This window comes from Mycobacterium sp. 852002-10029_SCH5224772, assembly GCF_001667315.1.
Lineage (GTDB): Bacteria > Actinomycetota > Actinomycetes > Mycobacteriales > Mycobacteriaceae > Mycobacterium.
The window spans coordinates 52,830-73,474 of sequence record NZ_LZHT01000118.1; the positions used below are offsets into that span (position 1 = coordinate 52,830).

Genomic DNA, 20,645 nt, shown 5'->3' on the forward strand with positions numbered 1-20,645 from the left:
GGCGGTCTCAGTCTGCCGCTGTGATCAACCGGAATCGGTGGAGCTGATCGCGGGCGTCGACCAGCGCGTCGTGGGCGTCGGATGACCGCGGCGGCATCCGCGGGCTGCCCCGGTCTTCCCACAGTTGCCGCAGCTCCCGGGTGAAACGCGGGATGGCCCGCGGCAGTTCCGGCATCGGGCCCCACAACTGGCACAGCGCGACGTGGTCGTAAGCCGCCACCCACGCCCACAGTTCGATCGGCTCCGGGGTTGCCTGCCCAGAATTCAGGCCGAAGAACTCTTCCAGGTCCTCGCGGATCCGCCTGCGTGAGCGCCACAACTGCGACGCCGGCGGCGGCAACTTGGGCAGCACGTTGGCGCGCACCCACGGCCCGGCGCGCTCGGGGTCGAATTCCGTGGATACCGCGTAGTACTCGCGGCCGTCCTCGGCGGCAACCCCGATCGAGATCAGCTCGATGGTGCGGCCGTCCTCGATGAATTCGGTGTCGTAGAAGTACCGCACCGGAAGAAGCCTAGACCGGCGACGATGAGTGCCGGCACGGCACGAAAAAGGAGACGGTCACTCAAGCTCAGCCGGCGACGATGAGTGCCGGCACGGCACGAAAAAGGAGACGGTCACTCAAGCGGCGGCGGGCGCGGCGGCCTATCTGCCGATCAGGATGGGACCGGTGGGGGCCGGCGCGGGATGAATCTCGTCGTCCAGCCTGGCGTCCACCGCATGTTGGTCCGGGAACCGCGGCGTGCCGGCGATGGCGCACTGCAGATACAGCTTGGCCCGCACCACCGGGCGGCGCAGCCGCCGTTCGCGCTGCAGCGCGCGGCGCATCTTGTCCGCCTGCGTGGAGTAGCGCCAGCGGGCCCAGGGCGCGTGCGGGCGCGACAGCCGGATCGCCCCGATGACCAGCAGGATGACCAGAAACATGCCCAGCAGGCCCGTCCATACCTTGCCCTTGAGCACCACCACGACGGCCAGCGGCAGCGTCAGCGCCATGGCGCCGCCCACCACGGCCCGCAGTGCCACCGAATTGGCGTCATGCCAGATCGGCAGGAAGAACATCAGCGGGTGCAGACCCATCATCAACAGCCCGGCCACCGCCACGGCGGCAAAGACCGCATCGACCGACGTGCGGCCGTCCTCGGACCAGTAGACGTCGGACAGATGCAGGATCAACGCGTACTCGTCGAGGACCAAGGCGGCGCCGACCCCGAAAAAGGTAGCGGCCATCATGAACTGAGGCTCATGCCCATCGATGGACAGCGTGACCAGCGTCAGCCCGGAGAGCAGCGTCAGGACCACCCCGAACGTCACGTGGTGGATGTGCACTCCCCCGACGTGGACGTTGCGCGGGTGCCACCACCTGGTGGGCTGGCCGTTTTCGACGCGGCGACGGATGAGCCGCACGAACGTCCGCGTGACGAAAAACGTCAAGATAAAGGCCACCAGGCAGCACAACAGTGGCAGGTGGCCCCGATCGTGAATGTCATGTTCGAACCATCGGGACATCTCGTCCCCGAACGAGTGGAGCACTCCTGAAACCTACGCCTTCGCGCGGCGATGCCGTGGGAGCCGCGCTGCACCAGGGATGTCCGGGCGCGGGCACCCATTACGCTGTTGTGCGACATGAGTACACGGCAGGCGCCCGGGGCGGGCTTACCAGGTAAGCGTGGCCCCGGGTGGGCGCTGGTGTGGGGCGTGGCTTGGCTGGCCGCCGCGGCGGGGCTCAGTTACGCGGCGTGGCAGTTGTTCGGGCACACCCCGTATCGCATCGACATCGACGTCTATCAGATGGGCGCCCGGGCCTGGATGGACGGCCGGCCGCTGTACCGCGGAGACGTGCTGTTCCACACGCCGATCGTGGATCTGCCGTTCACCTATCCGCCGCTGGCCGCCATCGTGTTCTGCCCGTTCGCCTGGATGCACATGCCGGCCGCCAGTGTCGCGATCACCGCCTTGACGTTGGTGCTGCTGGTCGTGTCGACCGTGATCGTGCTGACCCGGCTCGACGTGTGGAGCGCCTCCGCTGTGCTGCCTGGGCCGGCCTGGCTGCGCCGGTGGTGGCTGGCCATCGTCGCCGCGGCGGCGGCGGCGATCTGGCTGGAACCGATCAGCTCGAACTTCGCCTTCGGTCAGATCAATGTTGTGCTGATGACGCTGGTGATCGCCGACTGCCTGCCGCGCCGCACGCCGTGGCCGCGCGGGCTTTTGCTGGGGCTGGGCATGGCGCTGAAGCTGACGCCGGCGGTGTTTCTGCTCTATTTCCTGCTGCGCCGCGATCACCGGGCGGCGTTGACCGCGCTGGCGTCGTTCGTGGGGGCGACGCTGCTGGGTTTCGCCCTGGCCTGGAACGACTCGTGGGAGTACTGGACGCACACCGTGCACCACACCGACCGGATCGGTTCCGCGTCGTTGAATACCGACCAGAACATCGCCGGCGCCCTGGCCCGGCTGGGGCTGGGACAACAGGAGCGCTTCCTGCTGTGGGTGGCCGCATCGCTGGTGGTGCTGGCGCTGACGGTCTGGGCGATGCGGCGGGTGCTGCGCGCCGACGAGCCGACGCTCGCGCTGGTCTGCGTCGCGCTGTTCGGGCTGGTGGTGTCGCCGGTGTCGTGGTCACACCATTGGGTGTGGGTGCTGCCCGCGGCGCTGGTGACGGCGATCTTGGCCTGGCGGCGCCGCAACGCGCCGCTGATGGTCGTCAGCGCCGTCGGGGTTGCGCTGATGAGGTGGACTCCGATCGACCTGCTGCCCAAGCATCACGAGGCGAGCGCGGTGTGGTGGCGCCAACTCGCCGGGATGTCCTACGTGTGGTGGGCGCTGGCGGTCATCGTCGCGGCCGGCGTCGCCGTCACCGCCCGCGGGGTTTCGCGGGAGACCGCTCCGGAGCCGTTGGCGCCGGTTACCGCGGTCGGCTAACCGGCAGCGGTCTCGGGAATGCGCGCGGCCTCGCCGTCGGCCGCGTCACCGTCGCCGCCCTTTTTTAGGCTGACCGCGTAAATGTCGACGTACTCCTGCCCGGACAAACCCATCAGCTCGTAGATCACTTCGTCGGTGACGGCCCGCTCGATGAAGCGGTTGCCGGCCAACCCGTCGAAGCGCGAGAAGTCCATGGGCTCGCCGAAGCGAACGGTGACCCGGCCGAACCGCAACATGTTGGTCCCGGGCGGGTTGACGACGTTGGTGCCGATCATCGCGACCGGGATCACCGGGACCCCGGTCTCCAGGGCCAGCCGCGCCAGCCCGGTCTTGCCCTTGTACAGCCGGCCGTCCGGGGACCGCGTGCCTTCGGGGTACATGCCCAGCAGCTTGCCCTGGTCCAGCACCTGCTGCGCGGTCCTCAGCGCGGCCTGAGCGCTGTCGGCATCGGTACGGTCGATCGGCACCTGCCCAACGGCGGTGAAGAACCACCGCTGGAACCATCCCTTCACGCCGGTGCCGGTGAAATATTCCGACTTGGCCAGGAAGGTGATTCGACGCCGCACGACCAGCGGAAGATAGAAACTGTCCATCACGGCCAGGTGATTACTTGCCAGTATCGCCGGCCCGGAGCTCGGAACGTGTTCTAAGCCTTCAATTTTCGGCCGACCGAGCAGAGATAGCAACGGGCCGAGGAGTACGTACTTGAACAGCCAGTACCACATGGCCCTCCCTCTCTGCTTCACCCGCTGATGTTCTGCGCCAACTGTACCCATCCCCACGAGAAGGGACCACCTGCGACGCCGAGGCTCACTCGTCCAGCGTGACGGGGATGGGCTGATAACGGGTCCGCGGGGCGGCATCGCCGGCGTCGGTCGCGCCGCTGGGCGGACCGTCGGGCGGCGGCTCCGGTGTGGACGCCCGGTCAATGTCGTCGACGATGTCGCGGATCACCTGAAGCAAGGCGATGCTGTGGTCGGCGATCGCGGTGAGCAAGGGGTGTTGGTCGCCGGTCGCCAACGCGGCCAGCGCGCACACCGGGCACCACACCTGCTGGCACTTGCCGGTTCCGGGTCCTGCGCCCGCCGTCAGCGCCGCTGCCGCGCGCAGCGCGGGATCGATTCCGTCCAGAATCGACTGGGCGAGCCTGCGTAGCTCGGGACCGCTTTCGGGATGAGCCCCACTCACTTAGGCCACACCTCCGGATCTGGTCGAAAACGCACTGTCAGCTCACCATCCCGCAGGCGCGCGTCCAGCACTGTGCAGCGCCGGAGCACGGACGCCAACCTCACCCTGCGCCGCAATCCGCCGGCGCTGATGATCAGGTCGTCATCGACCCTCCCCAACGTCAGCGCCGACGGATCGAGTTGCGGCAACGCTAGCCGCATCCGGTAGATGGACCCAAGTCCCGTCCCGGATTCCAGGTCCACGGTGGGACGCAACGGGCCCGGCGGCGCGGCGCCGCCCCGGCGACGGGCGGCATCGAGCAGCGCGCCTAGCGCCTTGGCGCCGACCGGCTCGCCGGATAGGTGCGGGGTCATCACCAGGGCTACCTCACCGATCGTGGCGTCGAGGTCGTCGAGCACGCTGCGCTGCTCGGCGATGCGTTCGGTGTACCAGTAGAAGGCAGGGTGCTCGGGCAGATTGCGGTACTCGTACGACTCGTCTTGCAGCAGAACCTGGTTCACGATCAGCTCTTCGACGCGCACACCCATCAACGCCAGGGACCCCAGCGTCCGGGCCGCCTCCGCGGCGACCACCCGCTCGGGGGTCAACACCAGATGCGCACTGACCAGCTCGCCGTCGGTGAGCAGCGCGCTGAGCGCCTCCACGCTCGCGCTGATGCGCTCGAGCAGCGCGACCACCGCCGCCGACCGGGCGTCATCGGCGGTCAGGGACAGCCGGCGATGCCGGGGCCACGCCCGCTCGACATAGAGCCCGAAAGTGGCGGGCAATGTCAACATCCGCAGCGCGTCCGCGGTCGACGCGCAATCGACCACCACGCGATCCCATCGGCCGGAGCCGGCCAGCTCACCGACGGCGTACAGGCCGAGCACTTCCTGAACACCGGGCAGCGCCGAAAGTTCTTCGGGCGCAATGGTGCTCAGTTCGGAGTCGGGAAACCGCCGGTCGACTGTGGCGACGATGTCACGCCAGCGGACTTCGAGCAGGGCCAGGGTGTCCAAGGCCAGAGCGTCGAGAAACCCGCCGCCGGCCTCCGCGTCATCGGCGAGCACCCGCACGAGTTCGCCTCGGCTGGGCGGGACGGGGATGCCCAGCACATCACCCAGCGAGTGCGCCTGGTCGGTGGACACCACCAGCACCCGCTGCCCCGCGCTTGCGGCACTGACCGCGGTCGCGCAAGCCAGCGTGGATTTCCCTACCCCGCCTTTGCCAACGAAGAGACTGATCCGGGCCGGGGTGGGCTCAGCCGTCTCACTCAGCCTCGACTCGTTTCTTCAGATCCTTCAACGCGGTATCGGTCAAACGTCGCTCGGCCTTGCGTTTGAGCAAGCCGATCATCGGCATGGCCAGGTCGACGGAGAGTTCGTAGGTGACTTCGGTGCCGGATCCCTTGGGCGCCAACCGATACGACCCTTCAAGAGAACGTAGCAGCGAGCTCGAGACCAGTGTCCAGCTGACCGATCGACGGTCCTTGGGCCATTGGTAGGACATGACCATGGTGTCTTTGAGGACAGTGGCGTCCATGACGATCCGCGCCACTTTCGGGTAGCCGTCGGCGTCCTTCTCCTGAACCTCGGCTTCCTTGTATTCCGAGATCCATTGCGGGTACGAATCGATATCCGCGATCACCTGCATCACGGTGCCCGGATCGGCATCGATGTAGATGGTTTGCGTCGTCTTCTCCGCCACCTGGTTGCTGCCCTCTCTCCCACAAGCAGATCGGCCCCGGCTTCTCGGAACCGGCCGTGCCGGGGCCCCGCCGGTCTCGGTCCGAAACGGTACTCTCTGCGCGGACCCGACCCGGCTAAACTACCGGAGAAACTCCGACCGGACGTGACCGTTCCAGTGTCGTCTTGACCTCAAAGGCCATTTTTTTACCCGCCACTCGGCGGCGGTGTGTGATTTTCGCCAGGTTCAGCTTGGCCAGCTGCCAGGCCGCCACCCCGGTCGGCTCGGCGTGCAGGAAGTAGTGCAGCACGACCCCGTCCAGCGACGGCTCCAGCCAGACCTCCATGGTCCCGGTCAACGCCCCGGTGACCGACCACCGGATGCCCTTGTCGGCGCGGTCCTCGACGACCTGCAGCCGCAGGTCCGGCCACCAGCGGCGCCAGCTCGACTGATCCGCGACCGCGGCGCCCACCCGTGCGCCGTCGGCGGCGACAAACGTCTCATCCGCGATCTGGATGCTGTTCATGCCCACAGCTTCACACACGGCCCCCGGCGCTCCGCCGAGGGCGTCCGGACGCGGCGGCAGGCAATCGCGGTCGCGGCCGGCTATCGCCGTGCTGGCTCGATGCTCGGATTAGGCTGGTCGACAGCAACCCCGCCTGCCGGGAATCTTTCACGAGGTCAATTGAGGTCATAAGAGTGCGTGAGTACAGCGTCCCCGCCCGCTTTTCGGTCGACGAAGACGAAAACATCGCGACAATGGTCTTCGAGCACGAGCACGATGACCCTAACTTCGTCATCTATCGACGTCAGGTCGACGGCGAGTGGACCGACGTCACCTGCGCCGAGGCGGCCGATCAGATTCGCTCCGCCGCACTCGGTTTGATCGCACTGGGCGTGCAGGCCGGCGACCGGGTGTCGATCTTCTGTGCCACCTGCTACGAATGGGCGATCCTCGACCTGGCGATCCTGTCGGTGGGCGCGGTCACCGTGCCGATCTATGAGACGTCGTCGGCCGAACAGGTGCGCTGGGTGCTGCAGGACTCCGAGGCGGTGCTGGCGTTCGCCGAGACCGATGAGCACGCGGCGATGGTCACCGAGCTGACTGCCGAACTGCCCGCACTGCGCCGGGTGCTGCACATCGACGGTTCGGGTCCCAAGGCGCTCGACCAGCTTGTGGAGGCCGGCGCATCGGTGGAACCGGCCGAGCTGACCGCGCGCCTCGAGGCCCTGCGGGCCGACGATCCCGCGACGCTCATCTACACCTCGGGCACCACCGGGCGGCCCAAGGGCTGCCAGCTGACACACTCCAACCTGCTGTATGAGACCCGCGGCGCCAAGGAAAGCCTGCCGACGCTGCTGGACGAGGGGCAGCGGCTGCTGATCTTCTTGCCGCTGGCCCACGTGCTGGCACGCTCGCTGACCTTGTCCGCGTTCGCCAACAAGGTGACCGTCGGATTCACCAGCGACATCAAGAACCTGCTGCCGCTGTTCGCGGTGTTCAAACCGACCGTGGTGGTGTCGGTTCCACGGGTGTTCGAAAAGGTGTACAACACCGCCGAGCAAAACGCCGCGAACGACGGCAAGGGGCGGATCTTCGCCATGGCCGTGCAGACCGCCGTCGACTGGAGCGAGGCCCAGGATCGCGGTCGGCGGGGGCCGGTGCTGCGCGCCAAGCATGCGTTGTTCGACCGGCTGGTGTACCGCAAGCTGCGCGGGGCGCTGGGCGGCGACTGCCACGCCTCGGTATCGGGCGGCGCGCCGCTGGGGTCGCGGCTCGGGCACTTCTACCGCGGCGTGGGCCTGACCATCCACGAGGGCTACGGCCTGACCGAGACCAGCTCGGCGATCACGGTCAACCAGGTCGGCAACGTCAAGATCGGGACCGTCGGAACGTTGTTGCCCGGCAACAGCATGCGCATCGCCGACGACGGCGAGCTGCTGGTGCGCGGCGGCGTGGTGTTCGGCGGCTACTGGCGCAACGAGCAGGCCACCGGAGATGCCTTCAACGACGGCTGGTTCAAGACCGGTGATCTGGGCGTGCTCGACGACGACGGCTTCTTGAAGATCACCGGGCGTAAGAAGGAGATCATCGTCACCGCGGGCGGCAAAAACGTCGCCCCCGCCGTGCTGGAGGACCGGCTGCGGGCCCATCCGCTGATCAGCCAGGCCATGGTGGTCGGCGACGCCAAACCGTTCATCGGCGCGCTGATCACCATCGACCCCGAGGCGTTCGACGGCTGGAAGCAGCGCAACCAGAAGGGGGCCGGCACCTCGGTGGCCGATCTGGCCACCGATCCCGACCTTGTCGCCGAGGTGGACGCGGCCATCAAGGACGCCAATCAGGCGGTGTCGCACGCCGAGTCGATCCGCAAGTTCCGCATCCTGCCAGTCGATTTCACCGAGGACACCGGTGAACTGACGCCGACGATGAAGGTCAAGCGCAACGTGGTGGCCGAGAAGTTCGCCTCCGACATCGAATCGATCTACGCCGGTTAGCCCGGCGGCTGCTCGGCACTGCTAGCCGAGCAGCTGGGCCAGCCGTGCCGCCAGGGTGTCCCACCGCCACTCGGCGGTCACCCATTCGCGGCCGGCGGCGCCCATCGCCGCGGCGCGGTCCCGATCGATCAGCAACTCGGCGACGGCGTCCGCGATCTCGGTCACCGAGCAACCGTCGACAACGAGCCCAGTTTCGTTGTGCCGCACCGTTTCTGGCGCTCCCCCGGACTTTCCGGCGACGACGGGCACGCCGCTCGCCGAGGCCTCCAGGAAGACGATGCCCAGTCCCTCGACGTCCAAGCCGGCACCGCGGGTGCGGCAGGGCATCGCGAACACGTCCGCCAGCGCGTGATGGGTGGGCAGCTCCGCGGCAGGTACGCCGCCGGTGAAAATCACCTCGTCGTCCACCCCGCAGTCGCGGGCCAGCGTCTGCAGTGATTCCAGGTAAGGCCCGCCACCGACGATGACCAGGGCGGCCCCGTCGACGCGCCGCCGGATCGAGGGCAGCGCTTTGATGAGCATGTCCTGGCCTTTGCGCGGCACCAGCCGAGACACGCACACCACGGTGGGCCGCTCCCCCAACCCGTAGCGCTTACGCAGCTCGGCCCGGCCGGCCGGGTCGGGCCGAAACCGGTCGGTGTCCACCCCGGAGGGCAGGTGTTCCAGCGACGCTTTGGGCCCGAAGGCCGGAGCGAACCGGGACCGCGTATAGCGGCTGACGAACGTGACGACGTCGGTGTCGTCGCCGATGCGGCGCAGCACCGAGCGCGCGACCGGCAGCATCGACCACCCCACCTCGTGGCCGTGGGTGCTGGCCAGCACCCGGCGCGCCCCCGCCCCCCGCGCGCGCCGGGCCAGCAGCGCCAGCGGTGCGGCCGCGCCGAACCAGACGGTCTCGACGTCGTGGTCGGCGATCAGCCTGCGCATCCGGGCGTCGACCGCCGGGCCGGGCAGCATCAGGGTGCCCGGATGGCGCACCACGCGGTAGCCGGCGGCCTCGTCTGAGCGGTCAAAGGCCTCGGCGCCCTTCCATTGGGGTGCGTACACCGTCACCGAATGCGACTGGGCGTCGACGAGCCGACCGACGAACTCACCGAGGTAGGACTGGATGCCGCCCCGGCGGGGCGGAAAGTCGTTGGTTACCAGCAGGACCCGACTCACCTGCGTCAGGCTAGCGTGGCGGCGATGCGGTCCGCGCACACGGCCTGAGCCCGGCGGTGCAGCGCTAGTGGGTCAGCCACTGGCGCCAGCGGGTGAGCAGGCCCGCCTCGCTGGTACCCAGCACGTCCTGGGCGGCGGTAGCCATGTCAGCGCGCCTGATGCCGCAGGTCGCCAGGTAGAGATCGTGCAGCTTCGGCGCTCCGTAGGTGTCGGCCACGAACCGGGCGAACCCCCAGGCGCGGTCGTAGGCCACCGAGCGCTGCGTGCCCGGCACGTCCAGGTCGCTGTCCGACGGCAGCGTCATGGGCAGGAGCCCTTCGGTGCGCACCGGCGCCGGCGGGCGGCCGACGAAGTCGGCCACCCCTTCGGTGAGCCAGCGGGGCGCGTCCACCACGGTGTCCGCGCGTGCGGCGTAGTGAAAAAGCTCGTGGGCCAACACTATTCGCAGAGACGCCGCGCTCATGTTGACGGCACCCGGCGCGAACACGATCCGCTGGCCGAGGGCGACCCGGCGGACGGGATCGACCCGGTCGGAGATGGTCGCGGCCGCGATATCGGCCCACTGCGACGCCGGTCCCCCGCCGGCGGCGCCGCGAAATTCCTCGTCCGTGCCGGCGGCGACCACCGAGATTTCGCGTGCCCAGTCAACGCCCCAGAATGCCTCCACGGCGCCGATCGCGGCGCCCATGTCCGAGGCCACCCGGGACAACAACCGGTCACTCGACGGGCCGCCGAGGCCCAACAGGCGGACGGTGCGGTCGCCGACGACGATCGACTTCGTCGAGGCGCTGACCTGGCTGCGCGCGGGCGTGATCAGCTGCGGGGGCCGGATCCGGCTGTTCCGTTCGGCGTCGAACGGCATGGCCGCGGCCACGATCAGCTCGACGACGAATACCCACGTCAGCAGGATCGGAAGCCGCCGGCGCCGCGGCGCGGGGTGTCTAGTAACGGCGAGCGTCGTAGATCGGGCCGGAGGAGTTCATCGGCACCACCCGCACCGGCACACCGTAGGTGGAGGAATGGATCATCATGCCGTCACCGATGTAGAGGCCGGCGTGCGAGGCGTCCGAGTAGAAGGTCAGCACGTCACCGGGCTGCAGGTCCGACAGCGAAACGGGTTGACCGCCGTGGGCCAGCGCCTGGCTGGAGTGGGGCAAGGAGATCCCGGCCTGCTGGAACGCCCACATCACCAAGCCGGAGCAGTCGAATCCGCCGGGCGCGGCGCCACCCCACACGTAGGAGGACCCAACCTGGGTCAGCGCGGCCTGCACGACGGTCGCGCGGTCACCGCCGCCGACCCCGCCGCCTGGAGCCATACCGGGCATTCCGCCGGGAGGCGGGGCCTCGCCCGGCGCCTGCCCTGCTCCCGGAGGTGCCGCTTCCGGCGCCGGGGCACCGGGGGCCGGCGCCGCCGCGGGCGCGTCGGGTCCGGGATTGGCGAGCGCGGTGCGCTGGTCGGCGGTCAACGACATGTATTGCGACTTGACCACCGCGATCTGCACCTGCAGCTGACTTTGCTTGGACTGCAAGCTCGCTCGCACCGCGGCGGCCTGCTCGGCCGCACTCTTGGCTTCGGCGGCGGATTTCGCGGACTCCCGCTCGGCCTTGGCGGCCTGCTCACCGGCGATCCGGTAGCTCTTCATCTGGCTGGCCATTTGCGTTGCCATCACCCGCTGCACGGCGAGCTTGTCGATCAGCCCTTGCGGCGAGCCGGCGGTGAGGATGGCTTCCATGCCGTCGACGTGACCACCCATGTAGGTCGCGGCGGCCAGGTTGTTGACGGAGTTCTGGTACGACGTCAAATGGGCCTTGGTCGCGTCCACGGCGGCCTGGTCGTCGTTGTGCTTCTTGTCGGCCGCGCGCTGGGCGGCCACCTTGTCGTTCAGGTCGAGCTGGGCGCTGTGCATCGCCTCGGTGGTCTGCTCGGCCTGACGCGACAGCTCGTTGAGTTTTGCCATGGCGTCGACCGCTGGGTCCGCCCCCGACGGGGCGGTCACCACCCCGAACAGGAGCGCGAAGCCAGCTAGCGTCCCTAGGGCCGAACGTGTCACGACACGCACAACCGGGTACCTAGAGCTAAGCCTCAAAATTTGCTTCCTTAAACGGCCATCGACGAATCCTGATCGTCGAGCGGGTTTAGGTCTCAAACAGGTTACGAAACGATATCGGCGTTTGTCCAAAGCGAGCGGTTAAGAAATTAGAAAGAATTCTGTCATTTTCATGTGACCCATTCCGCCTGAGCCGAGGGCCTTTGGCGGACAAGGCATTTAGGCTACACCAGATCCGCGGTCCCGACGAATCGGGACCAGACGAAGTCGCGGCGTCAAGCCCACCTCGGCGAGAACCTCCAAAGCCGCTTGTTCGTCCTGCAATAAAGTATCCGGGACCCCGAGTATCACGCTGACTACACAGTCGTGGCATCCGGGCCCGCGCACCGCGCAGTCGTCGCAGTCGATCACCACCGGCGCCCCCGGCTCTGGCGGCGGCATCGCGACATTGGTGGGTCCGGTTCTTGGTGCCATCGGGTCGGTCCTCTCGGTCTGGCTCCGACGAACATCACGCCGGACTGCCCGAACCGTAACCGCGGGCACCGACATCTTTTTGTGGCCGCGGCGTGGGACCGCCGCCGATGTCGGTCGTCCTGCTTAACGTCACCCCCGTGGGTGCACGTGGCGCGACTCAGCTGAGCTTCGCCGACGTCGGGTCACCGTTCACGTCCGACGAGCTTGCGTTGCGTGACACCACGTTCGTCGTGGTGGACCTGGAGACCACCGGCGGACGCACCAAGGGCACGGCGGGGACGCCGCCGGACGCCATCACCGAAATCGGCGCGGTCAAGGTCCGCGGCGGCGTGGTGCTCGGCGAGTTCGCCACCCTGATCGATCCGCAGCGCAGCATCCCGCCCCAGATCGTGCAGCTGACCGGCATCACCACGGCGATGGTGTCCGACGCGCCGGCCATCGACGCCGTGCTGCCGATGTTTTTGGAATTCGCCGGTGACGCCGTGCTGGTGGCCCACAACGCCGGCTTCGACATCGGCTTTCTGCGCGCCGCGGCGCAGCGGTGTGACATCGCCTGGCCGCGGCCGGAGGTGCTGTGCACCGTCCGGCTGGCCCGGCGGGTGCTCAGCCGCGAGGAAGCCCCGAGCGTGCGGCTGGCCTCCCTGGCGCGGCTGTTCGCCGTCACCACCCAGCCCACCCACCGCGCCCTCGACGACGCGCGCGCCACCGTCGACGTGCTGCACGCCCTCATCGAGCGGGTGGGCAACCAGGGCGTGCACACGTACGCCGACCTGCGCTCCTATCTGCCCGACGTGACGCCCGCGCAGCGCCGCAAACGGGTCCTCGCCGAGGGGTTGCCGCACCGGCCAGGGGTGTACCTGTTCCGCGGGCCGTCGGGCGAGGTGCTCTACGTCGGCACGGCCGTCGACCTGCGTCGGCGGGTCGGCCAGTACTTCACCGGCGCCGATCCGCGCGGCCGCATGAAGGAGATGGTCACGCTGGCCGGCGCGGTCGACCACGTCGAGTGCGCCCACGCGCTCGAGGCCGGTGTGCGCGAGCTTCGGCTGCTGGCCGCGCACGCCCCGCCGTACAACCGGCGGTCTCGGTTTCCGCAGCGCTGGTGGTGGGTGGCGCTGACCGATGAGGCGTTCCCCCGCCTGGCGGTGGTGCGCGCCCCACGGCACGATCGCGCCGTCGGCCCGTTCCGGGCACGCGCCGACGCCGCCGACACCGCCGCGCTGCTGGCCCGGTTCACCGGCCTGCGAACCTGCACCAACCGGCTGGGCCGCTCGGCATTACACGGGCCGCTGTGCGCCGAGGCGGAGGTGTCGCCGTGCCCGGCCGCCCGCGGCGTCACCGCCACGCAATACGCGGCGGCCGTCTCGCACATGGCGGCGTTGGTCGACGGCGCGGACAACACCGCGCTGACGGCCGCCGTGGCCCACGTCGCCGCCCTCGCCGAGCGGCGTCACTTCGAGAGCGCCGCCCGGCTGCGTGACCGCACCGCGACCGCGGTCGAAACGCTGTGGCGCGGGCAGCGGCTGCGCGCCCTGGCCGCGCTGCCCGAACTGATCGCCGCCGCGCCCGACGGCCAGGGCGGCTATCACCTCGCCGTCATCCGCTACGGCCAACTCGCCGCCGCCGGCAACGCCCGGCGGGGGGTGCCGCCGATGCCGGTCGTCGACGCGATTACCGCTGCGGCACAAGCGATTTTGCCAGCATCGGCCCCACTCGGCGGGGCGCTGGTCGAGGAGACCGCCCTGATCGCGCGCTGGCTGGGCGCCCCCGGCGTGCGCATCGTCCGTGTCGAGGGCACCCAGGACGCCGCGGGCTGGGCGTCCCCGCTGCGATCGGCCGGCGCCTGGGCGGCCTGGGCGGAGGCGGCGCGCTCGGCGCGCCTGGCCGCCGAGCAAGCCCTGCGAAATTCAGACCTGCTGGCCGAACCGCACCCATCGCGCGAGCAGCTGTTCGGCCGCGCCGGAATCGATGGCGCCCGCGGCGCGGGCCAACCCGTCCTCCCACGCCGGCAACCATTCAGCGCGACTGGATAACCCGGCGTGGGCCACGATCGCGCCGGCGGCGTTGAGGACGACGGCGTCGCGCACCGGGCCCTTGCCGCCGGCCAGCACCGCACGCACCTCCGCCGCGTTGGCCTGCGCGTCGCCACCCAACAAATCGTCGAGATCGGCCCGGGGAAACCCGAACCCGGCCGGATCGAACGTCAGCCTGTCCACGGTGCCGGCCTGCACCCGCCAGATGGTGCTGGTGGTCGTGGTCGTCAACTCGTCGAGCCCGTCGTCGCCGTGCACCACCAGCACGCTGGACCGGCGCGCGGCGAACACACCCGCCATCACCTCGGCCAAGTCGACGAACGCGCAGCCGATCAACCCGGCACGCGGTCGGGCCGGATTTGTAAGCGGTCCAAGGAGATTGAACACCGTCGGCACGCCGATCTCGCGGCGCACCGCGGAGGTGTGCCGGTATGACGGATGGAACAACGGCGCGAAGCAGAACCCGATGCCGACCTCGGCGAGGCTGCGAGCCACCTCCTCGGGCCCGAGGTCGATGCGAATGCCGAGCGCCTCGAGCGTGTCGGCGCCGCCCGACAACGACGAGGCCGCCCGGTTGCCGTGTTTGACCACCGGCACACCCGCGGCCGCCGTCACGATCGCCGCCATCGTGGACAGATTCACGGTGTTGACGCCGTCGCCGCCGGTTCCCACGATGTCGACGGTGTCGTCGCGGATTCCTCCGGCCGGCATCGGCAGCGCGTGGTTGAGCATGACCTCGGCCAGCTCGGTCACCTCGGCCGAGGTGGGGACCTTCACCTGCATCGCCACTGCGAAGGCCGCGATCTGGGCGGCGCTCGCCTCGCCGGTCATGATCTGGTCCATGGCCCAGGCCGCCTGCCCGCGGGTCAGGTCCTGACCGCCCGTCAACCGGGCCAGGACCCGCGGCCACGACGTCGCGGACGCGCCTGCGTCGTGCGGGGAGCCCGCCGGAGCGCCTCCGGGCGGCCCGGCCTCAGATGACAAAGCCACCCGCCGATGGTCCCACGAGGATCACACCAGCCCCAACCTCGACCAATCTCGGCCGCGAGCCGCCCGGTCTGCACGCGCGCGCGACGCGCGAGGCATAAATTTCCGCCCCGGGTGGAGTTCAACAACTACAAAGCGTCATACTTGCGGATGTGACCAGCGCTGTCGGGACCTCAGGTACTGCAATCACGTCGCGCATTCATTCGCTGAATCGACCCAACATGGTCAGTGTCGGCACCATCGTCTGGCTTTCCAGCGAGCTGATGTTCTTTGCTGGCCTGTTCGCGATGTACTTCACCGCGCGTGCCCAGTCCGGCGGGAAGTGGCCGCCGCCGCCCACCGAGCTCAACCTGTACCAGGCCGTCCCCGTGACGTTAGTGCTGATCGCGTCGTCATTCACCTGCCAGATGGGGGTGTTCGCGGCCGAGCGCGGCGACGTGTTCGGGCTGCGCCGCTGGTACGTGATCACCTTCCTGATGGGCCTGTTCTTCGTCCTCGGGCAGGCCTACGAGTACTACCACCTGGTGGGCCACGGGACCACCATCCCCAGCAGCGCCTACGGCAGCGTGTTCTATCTGGCGACCGGGTTCCACGGGCTGCACGTGACCGGCGGCCTGATCGCCTTCATCTTCTTGCTGGCCCGCACCGCGATGAGCAAGTTCACCCCGGCGCAGGCTACGGCCAGCATCGTCGTCTCGTACTACTGGCATTTCGTCGACATCGTGTGGATCGCGCTGTTCACCGTGATCTATTTCATCCGATGAGCAGGCGCTGGACGAACAGGAGTGCTCGGTTGAAGAAACTGGGGTCTACCCGATCCGGTTCGCGGCTTGCGCTGTCGCGACAAGGGCAGCGTGACCGTTCGCGACGGCGGTTGCGCCGCCGCTTGTCGGGCGGCCTGCTGCTGCTGATCGCCCTGACCATCGCCGGCGGCGTGGCCGCCATCCTGACCCCGCGCCCGCAGGTCGCCGTCGCCGATGAGTCGAACTCGGCGCTGCTGCGGACCGGCAAGCAGCTGTTCGACACGTCGTGCGTGTCCTGCCACGGCGCCAACCTGCAGGGCGTGCCCGACCGCGGGCCGAGCCTGATCGGCGTCGGCGAGGAAGCCGTCTACTTCCAGGTGTCCACCGGCCGCATGCCGGCGATGACCGGCGAGGCGCAGGCGCCGCGCAAGGATCCCATCTTCGACGAGGGGCAGGTCGACGCGCTGGGCGCCTACGTGCAGGCCAACGGCGGCGGCCCCACGACCGTGCGCAACCCCGACGGCAGCCTGGCGATGCACTCGCTGCGCGGCGAGGACCTGGGACGCGGCGGGGACCTGTTCCGGCTCAACTGCTCGTCGTGCCACAACTTCACCGGTAAGGGCGGGGCGCTGTCGTCCGGTAAGTACGCGCCGGACCTGGAGCCCGCCAACGAACAACAGATCCTGGCGGCCATGCGGACCGGCCCGCAGAGCATGCCGAAGTTCTCCGACCACCAGCTGTCCTTCGAAGCCAAGAAGGACATCATCGGCTACGTCAAGGCGGTGACCGAAGAGCGTCAGCCGGGCGGCTACGGCCTGGGCGGATTCGGGCCCGCACCCGAGGGCATGGCTGCCTGGATCATCGGGATGGTCGCCGCCATCGGGCTGGCACTGTGGATTGGGGCACGAGGATGAGCCGCGCTGAGACGGTAGCGCGCGAAGCGACAAAAAGGGCGAAGAGGAGCGGCGCAAAATGAGCGAAGGCGACGGTCGCGGCTCTGACACCGGCGGGAACCCGCAGGGCGCTGGCGCGAAGGAGCCCGACGACGCGGCGCTGGCCGCGATGTCGCAGCAGGAGCTGGTGGCGCTGGGCGGCAGGCTCGACGGCGTCGAGACCGTGTTCAAGGAAAACCGCTGGCCGGTCGAGGGCACCAAAGCCGAGAAGCGGGCCGAGCGCGGCGTGGCCCTGTGGCTTTTGCTGGGCGGTGGTTTCGGGCTGGCGCTGCTGCTGATCTTCCTGTTCTGGCCGTGGGAGTACAAGCCGAAGGAAGCCCCGGGCAGCCTGCTCTACACGCTGACCACCCCGCTGTACGGCCTGACGTTCGGGATGTCGATCCTGTCCATCGGGATCGGCACCATCCTGTACCAGAAACGCTTTATCCCCGAAGAGATTTCGATTCAGGACCGCCACGACGGCGCCTCCCGCGACGTCGACCGCAAGACGGTGGTGGCGAACCTGGCCGACTCCTACGGCGGCTCGGGCATCGGGCGACGCAAACTGGTCGGGCTGTCGCTGGGCGTGGGCCTGGGCGCGTTCGGCCTATCCACCTTGGTGGCATTTGCTGGTGGCTTGATCAAGAACCCGTGGAAGCCGGTGGTGCAAACCGCCAACGGCAAGAAGGCCGTGCTGTGGACTTCCGACTGGACCCCGCGCTACCACGGCGAGACCATCTACCTGGCGCGCGCCACCGGGAGCTTCTCCGGGTCGCCGTTCGTCAAGATGCGCCCCGGGGATCTCGACGCCGGCGGCATGGAAACCGTCTTCCCATGGCGGGAGTCCGACGGTGACGGCACCACCCCGGAGTCGCAGGAGAGGCTGCGGGCGATCAACCAGGGTGTGCGAAACCCCGTGATGCTCATCCGCATTCGGCCGACCGACATGCACCGCGTGGTCAAGCGGCAGGGCCAGGAGAGCTTCAACTTCGGCGAACTGTTCGCGTACACGAAGGTCTGCTCGCACCTGGGTTGCCCCGCGTCGCTGTTCGAACAGCAGTCCTACCGAATCTTGTGCCCTTGCCACCAGTCGCAGTTCGACGCGCTGCACTTCGCCAAGCCGATCTTCGGGCCGGCGGCGCGTGCGTTGGCGCAACTGCCGATCACCATCGACACCAACGGGTACCTGGTCGCCGACGGTGACTTCATCGAACCCGTCGGACCGGCATTCTGGGAGAGGACGACATCATGAGTCCCAAACTGAGTCCCCCGAAGATCGGCGATGTCCTGGCCCGTCAAGGCGAGGACATCGACACGCGCTATCACCCGTCGGCGGCCGTACGCAGACAACTCAACAAGGTCTTCCCCACCCACTGGTCGTTCCTGCTGGGCGAGATCGCGATGTACAGCTTCATCGTGCTCCTGCTCACCGGCGTGTACCTGACGCTGTTCTTTGACCCGTCCATGGCCGAGGTCACCTACAACGGCGCGTACCAGCCGCTGCGCGGAGTGGATATGTCGAAGGCTTTCGCGTCGACCCTCGACATCTCCTTCGAGGTGCGCGGCGGCCTGTTCGTCCGGCAGGTCCACCACTGGGCGGCGCTGATCTTCTCGGCGTCGATCATGGTGCACCTGGCCCGCATCTTCTTCACCGGCGCGTTCCGGCGGCCGCGCGAGGCCAACTGGGTCATCGGTTCGCTGCTGCTGATCCTGGCCATGTTCGAGGGCTACTTCGGCTACTCGCTGCCCGACGACCTGTTGTCGGGCATCGGGTTGCGCGCTGCCCTGTCGTCGATCACGTTGGGCATGCCGGTGATCGGCACCTGGCTGCACTGGGCCCTGTTCGGTGGTGACTTCCCCTGCGGTGGCGTCGGAAACGAGTGCGCTACAGCGGGTTACATCATCCCCCGCATGTACTCCCTGCACATCCTGCTGCTGCCCGGCATCATCCTGGCGCTGATCGGCCTGCACCTTGCCATGGTGTGGTTCCAGAAGCACACCCAGTTCCCCGGACCGGGGCGCACCGAGCACAACGTGGTCGGGGTGCGCGTGATGCCCGTGTTCGCGGTCAAGTCCGGCGCGTTCTTCGCCTCGATCGTCGGCGTGCTGGGGCTGCTGGGTGGCCTGCTGCAGATCAACCCGATCTGGAACCTGGGGCCCTACAAGCCATCTCACGTCTCGGCGGGCTCGCAGCCGGACTTCTACATGATGTGGACCGAAGGCTTGGCCCGCATCTGGCCGCCGTGGGAGTTCTACTTCTGGCACCACACCATTCCGGCGGCGGTCTGGGTGGCGTTGATCATGGGCGGGATTTTCGTCCTGCTGATCATCTACCCGTTCCTGGAGAAGCGATTCAGCGGTGACAACGCGCACCACAACCTGCTGCAGCGTCCGCGCGACGTGCCGGTGCGCACGTCGATCGGCGCGATGGCGATCTCGTTCTACATGTTGCTGACGCTGGCGGCCATGAACGACATCATCGCGTTGAAGTTCGACATCTCGCTGAACGCTACGACGTGGATCGGGCGCATCGGCATGGTGATCCTGCCGCCGATCGTCTACTTCGTCACCTATCGGTGGTGCATCGGCCTGCAGCGCAGCGACCGCGCTGTGCTCGAGCACGGCATCGAGACCGGCATCATCAAGCGGCTGCCGCACGGCGCCTACATCGAGCTGCACCAGCCGTTGGGCCCGGTCGACGACCACGGCCACCCGCTGCCGCTCGAGTACCAGGGCGCGGTGCTGCCCAAGAAGATGAACAAGCTGGGCTCGGCGGGAGCGCCGGGAAGCGGCAGCTTCATGTTCGCCGATCCGCCGGCCGAGGACGCGGCATTGCGGGAGGCGGCGCACGCCTCCGACAGCAACGGAGACACAGACTGTGACGGTGACGCCCTCTCCGGCACCGCCGCCCCCGCCGGTACCCGCGCCGGCGCCACCGGCGACCTCCACGGCGGCAGCGCCTCCGCCGCCCACGACACCGGCCGGGCCGCGGCAAGTCACCTACTCGGTGACCGGCACCAAGGCGCCCGGCGACATCATCTCGGTGACCTACGTCGACGCGTCCGGTCGCCGGCGCACTCAGCACAACGTGTACATCCCGTGGTCGATGACCGTCACCCCGATCTCGCAATCCGATGTGGGCTCGGTGGAGGCCTCCAGCCTGTTCCGGGTCAGCAGGCTCAATTGCTCGATCACGACAAGCGACGGAACCGTGCTGTCGTCGAACAGCAACGACTCGCCGCAGACGAGCTGCTGATGGTCAGCAGATATTCGGCATATCGGCGTGGGATGGGCGACGACACCATTTCGCCCGAGGTGATCGACCGCATTCTGGTCGGCGCGTGCGCCGCGATTTACCTGGTGCTGCTGGGTGTCAGCGTGGCCGCGGCCGTCGCGCTCACGGACCTGGGCAGGGGATTTCACAAATCGGCGAGCAGCCCGCACACCACCTGGGTGCTGTACGCCGTCATCATCGTCTCCGCGTTGATCATCGCGGGCGCGATCCCAATTCTGTTGCGGGCCCGCCGGATGTCTCAGTCCGAGCCGGCCGCCCGGGCGATGACCGCACCGAACCGGCCTCCCGTGCGCCTCATGTCTCAGGCTCCGCGGACGTCGGCGGAGCGGGCGCGCCAGCAGGCCACGGTGCAAGCGGCGACACCGAAATCGGACGCGGAGTGGTCAGGCGAGTCGGTAGACCGGGTCTGGTTGCGCGGCACGGTCATCTTGACCGGCACCATGGGTGCGGCGCTGATCGCGGTCGCGACGGCGACCTACCTGATGGCGGTCGGTCACGACGGCGCGTCGTGGGTGGCGTATGTGTTCGCCGGCGCCATCACCGCCGCGATGCCGGCGGTCGAGTGGCTGCACATCCGGCAGCTGCGCCGCGTGGTCGCCGAGCGCTGAGCCGCACTGCCGGTTTCGTGGGTTGCGGCCGCGACGGCGGCGATCCCCACCACCCACGGCCAGCGCGCGGTGCTGTGTTCGTCGTCGGAGTCGGACGAGCC

The 20,645-nt window shown here is 68.6% G+C and carries 17 protein-coding genes and 4 pseudogenes; 9 read left to right on the forward strand and 12 right to left on the reverse strand.

What is annotated here, in order from left to right:
- Nucleotides 1-7: 7 nt before the first annotated feature.
- Entirely contained in the window at nt 8-502 is a 495-nt protein-coding gene (locus A5775_RS21295; RefSeq protein WP_067256766.1) for a polyadenylate-specific 3'-exoribonuclease AS, read from the reverse strand.
- A gap of 141 nt (nt 503-643) precedes the next feature.
- Complete coding sequence (locus tag A5775_RS21300; protein WP_197512815.1) at nt 644-1,504, reverse strand: hypothetical protein; 861 nt, start codon at nt 1,502-1,504, stop codon at nt 644-646.
- A gap of 117 nt (nt 1,505-1,621) precedes the next feature.
- Between A5775_RS21300 and A5775_RS21305 the strand changes: the two genes are divergently transcribed.
- Nucleotides 1,622-2,914, forward strand: coding sequence for a glycosyltransferase 87 family protein (locus A5775_RS21305; protein WP_067256770.1), 1,293 nt, complete (start codon nt 1,622-1,624; stop codon nt 2,912-2,914).
- On the opposite strand, the gene A5775_RS21310 is transcribed toward A5775_RS21305, so the two are convergent.
- From A5775_RS21310 to A5775_RS21330, 5 genes are all read right to left on the reverse strand, one after another.
- Nucleotides 2,911-3,639 carry a 1-acyl-sn-glycerol-3-phosphate acyltransferase gene (locus A5775_RS21310; RefSeq protein ID WP_067256771.1) on the reverse strand — a complete coding sequence of 243 codons (729 nt, stop codon included), beginning with the start codon at nt 3,637-3,639 and terminating at the stop codon, nt 2,911-2,913. The genes A5775_RS21305 and A5775_RS21310 overlap by 4 nt on opposite strands.
- Nucleotides 3,640-3,724: 85 nt before the next feature.
- Entirely contained in the window at nt 3,725-4,102 is a 378-nt protein-coding gene (locus A5775_RS21315; RefSeq protein ID WP_067256773.1) for a hypothetical protein, read from the reverse strand.
- Nucleotides 4,099-5,358, reverse strand: a complete 1,260-nt coding sequence (locus A5775_RS21320; RefSeq protein WP_197512817.1) for an ArsA family ATPase — start codon at nt 5,356-5,358, stop codon at nt 4,099-4,101. Before A5775_RS21320 ends, A5775_RS21315 begins: the two co-directional genes overlap by 4 nt.
- Nucleotides 5,351-5,788, reverse strand: coding sequence for an SRPBCC family protein (locus tag A5775_RS21325; RefSeq protein ID WP_067256777.1), 438 nt, complete (start codon nt 5,786-5,788; stop codon nt 5,351-5,353). The genes A5775_RS21320 and A5775_RS21325 overlap by 8 nt, the downstream gene beginning before the upstream one ends.
- 115 nt (nt 5,789-5,903) lie before the next feature.
- Entirely contained in the window at nt 5,904-6,293 is a 390-nt protein-coding gene (locus A5775_RS21330; RefSeq protein WP_067256779.1) for a polyketide cyclase / dehydrase and lipid transport, read from the reverse strand.
- Between the two features lie 173 nt (nt 6,294-6,466).
- Between A5775_RS21330 and A5775_RS21335 the strand changes: the two genes are divergently transcribed.
- Nucleotides 6,467-8,266 (forward strand): long-chain fatty acid--CoA ligase, encoded by a 1,800-nt coding sequence (locus A5775_RS21335; RefSeq protein ID WP_067256781.1) that lies wholly within the window; start codon nt 6,467-6,469, stop codon nt 8,264-8,266.
- Between the two features lie 21 nt (nt 8,267-8,287).
- Here the strand turns inward: A5775_RS21335 and pimB are convergent, their stop codons facing one another.
- The 4 genes from pimB to A5775_RS25120 all read right to left on the reverse strand — a co-directional run bounded on the left by pimB (nt 8,288) and on the right by A5775_RS25120 (nt 11,949).
- On the reverse strand, nt 8,288-9,427 hold the full coding sequence (gene pimB, locus A5775_RS21340) for a GDP-mannose-dependent alpha-(1-6)-phosphatidylinositol monomannoside mannosyltransferase (protein WP_067256783.1): 1,140 nt from the start codon (nt 9,425-9,427) through the stop codon (nt 8,288-8,290).
- Nucleotides 9,428-9,491: 64 nt separating this feature from the next.
- Nucleotides 9,492-10,289: a DUF4157 domain-containing protein gene (locus A5775_RS21345; protein ID WP_067256808.1), complete on the reverse strand. Its 798-nt coding sequence runs from the start codon at nt 10,287-10,289 to the stop codon at nt 9,492-9,494.
- A 79-nt stretch (nt 10,290-10,368) separates the two neighbouring features.
- Nucleotides 10,369-11,514 (reverse strand): peptidoglycan hydrolase RipC, encoded by a 1,146-nt coding sequence (ripC, locus tag A5775_RS21350; RefSeq protein WP_067256785.1) that lies wholly within the window; start codon nt 11,512-11,514, stop codon nt 10,369-10,371.
- A gap of 180 nt (nt 11,515-11,694) precedes the next feature.
- The gene (locus A5775_RS25120; protein WP_231995239.1) at nt 11,695-11,949 is read right to left on the reverse strand and encodes a hypothetical protein; all 255 of its coding nucleotides are present in this window, start codon (nt 11,947-11,949) and stop codon (nt 11,695-11,697) included.
- Nucleotides 11,950-12,056: 107 nt separating this feature from the next.
- Here A5775_RS25120 and A5775_RS21355 point away from each other — a divergent pair.
- Nucleotides 12,057-13,916: pseudogene (locus A5775_RS21355) on the forward strand (DEDD exonuclease domain-containing protein); the annotation flags it as partial.
- Here A5775_RS21355 and trpD read toward each other — a convergent pair.
- A complete protein-coding gene (trpD, locus tag A5775_RS25125) occupies nt 13,854-14,969 on the reverse strand; it encodes an anthranilate phosphoribosyltransferase (protein ID WP_156660795.1) in 1,116 nt (371 codons plus the stop codon). The pseudogene A5775_RS21355 and the gene trpD sit on opposite strands and share 63 nt — an antisense overlap.
- Before the next feature lie 149 nt (nt 14,970-15,118).
- On the opposite strand from trpD, the gene A5775_RS21370 reads away from it, so the two are divergent.
- From A5775_RS21370 to A5775_RS25135, 6 genes and pseudogenes are all read left to right on the forward strand, one after another.
- Nucleotides 15,119-15,730: a heme-copper oxidase subunit III gene (locus A5775_RS21370; protein WP_067256789.1), complete on the forward strand. Its 612-nt coding sequence runs from the start codon at nt 15,119-15,121 to the stop codon at nt 15,728-15,730.
- Nucleotides 15,731-15,759: 29 nt separating this feature from the next.
- Nucleotides 15,760-16,623, forward strand: a complete 864-nt coding sequence (locus A5775_RS21375; protein WP_156660796.1) for a cytochrome c — start codon at nt 15,760-15,762, stop codon at nt 16,621-16,623.
- A 58-nt stretch (nt 16,624-16,681) separates the two neighbouring features.
- Complete coding sequence (locus A5775_RS21380; RefSeq protein ID WP_067256793.1) at nt 16,682-17,893, forward strand: ubiquinol-cytochrome c reductase iron-sulfur subunit; 1,212 nt, start codon at nt 16,682-16,684, stop codon at nt 17,891-17,893.
- Nucleotides 17,890-19,500 (forward strand): annotated as a pseudogene (locus A5775_RS21385) (cytochrome bc complex cytochrome b subunit); the annotation flags it as partial. The gene A5775_RS21380 and the pseudogene A5775_RS21385, both read left to right, overlap by 4 nt.
- Nucleotides 19,496-19,897: pseudogene (locus A5775_RS25130) on the forward strand (MmpS family transport accessory protein); the annotation flags it as partial. The pseudogenes A5775_RS21385 and A5775_RS25130, both read left to right, overlap by 5 nt.
- 59 nt (nt 19,898-19,956) lie before the next feature.
- Nucleotides 19,957-20,544, forward strand: a pseudogene (locus tag A5775_RS25135) (DUF2561 family protein); the annotation flags it as partial.
- Nucleotides 20,545-20,645: the final 101 nt, after the last annotated feature.

Coding starts and splice junctions, on each gene's coding strand:
- A5775_RS21300 (WP_197512815.1), bottom strand. CDS start 1,504: ATGTCCCGATGGTTCGAACATGACATTCACGATCGGGGCCACCTGCCA.
- A5775_RS21305 (WP_067256770.1), top strand. CDS start 1,622: ATGAGTACACGGCAGGCGCCCGGGGCGGGCTTACCAGGTAAGCGTGGC.
- A5775_RS21310 (WP_067256771.1), bottom strand. CDS start 3,639: ATGTGGTACTGGCTGTTCAAGTACGTACTCCTCGGCCCGTTGCTATCT.
- A5775_RS21330 (WP_067256779.1), bottom strand. CDS start 6,293: ATGAACAGCATCCAGATCGCGGATGAGACGTTTGTCGCCGCCGACGGC.
- A5775_RS21345 (WP_067256808.1), bottom strand. CDS start 10,289: ATGCCGTTCGACGCCGAACGGAACAGCCGGATCCGGCCCCCGCAGCTG.
- A5775_RS25120 (WP_231995239.1), bottom strand. CDS start 11,949: ATGGCACCAAGAACCGGACCCACCAATGTCGCGATGCCGCCGCCAGAG.
- A5775_RS21380 (WP_067256793.1), top strand. CDS start 16,682: ATGAGCGAAGGCGACGGTCGCGGCTCTGACACCGGCGGGAACCCGCAG.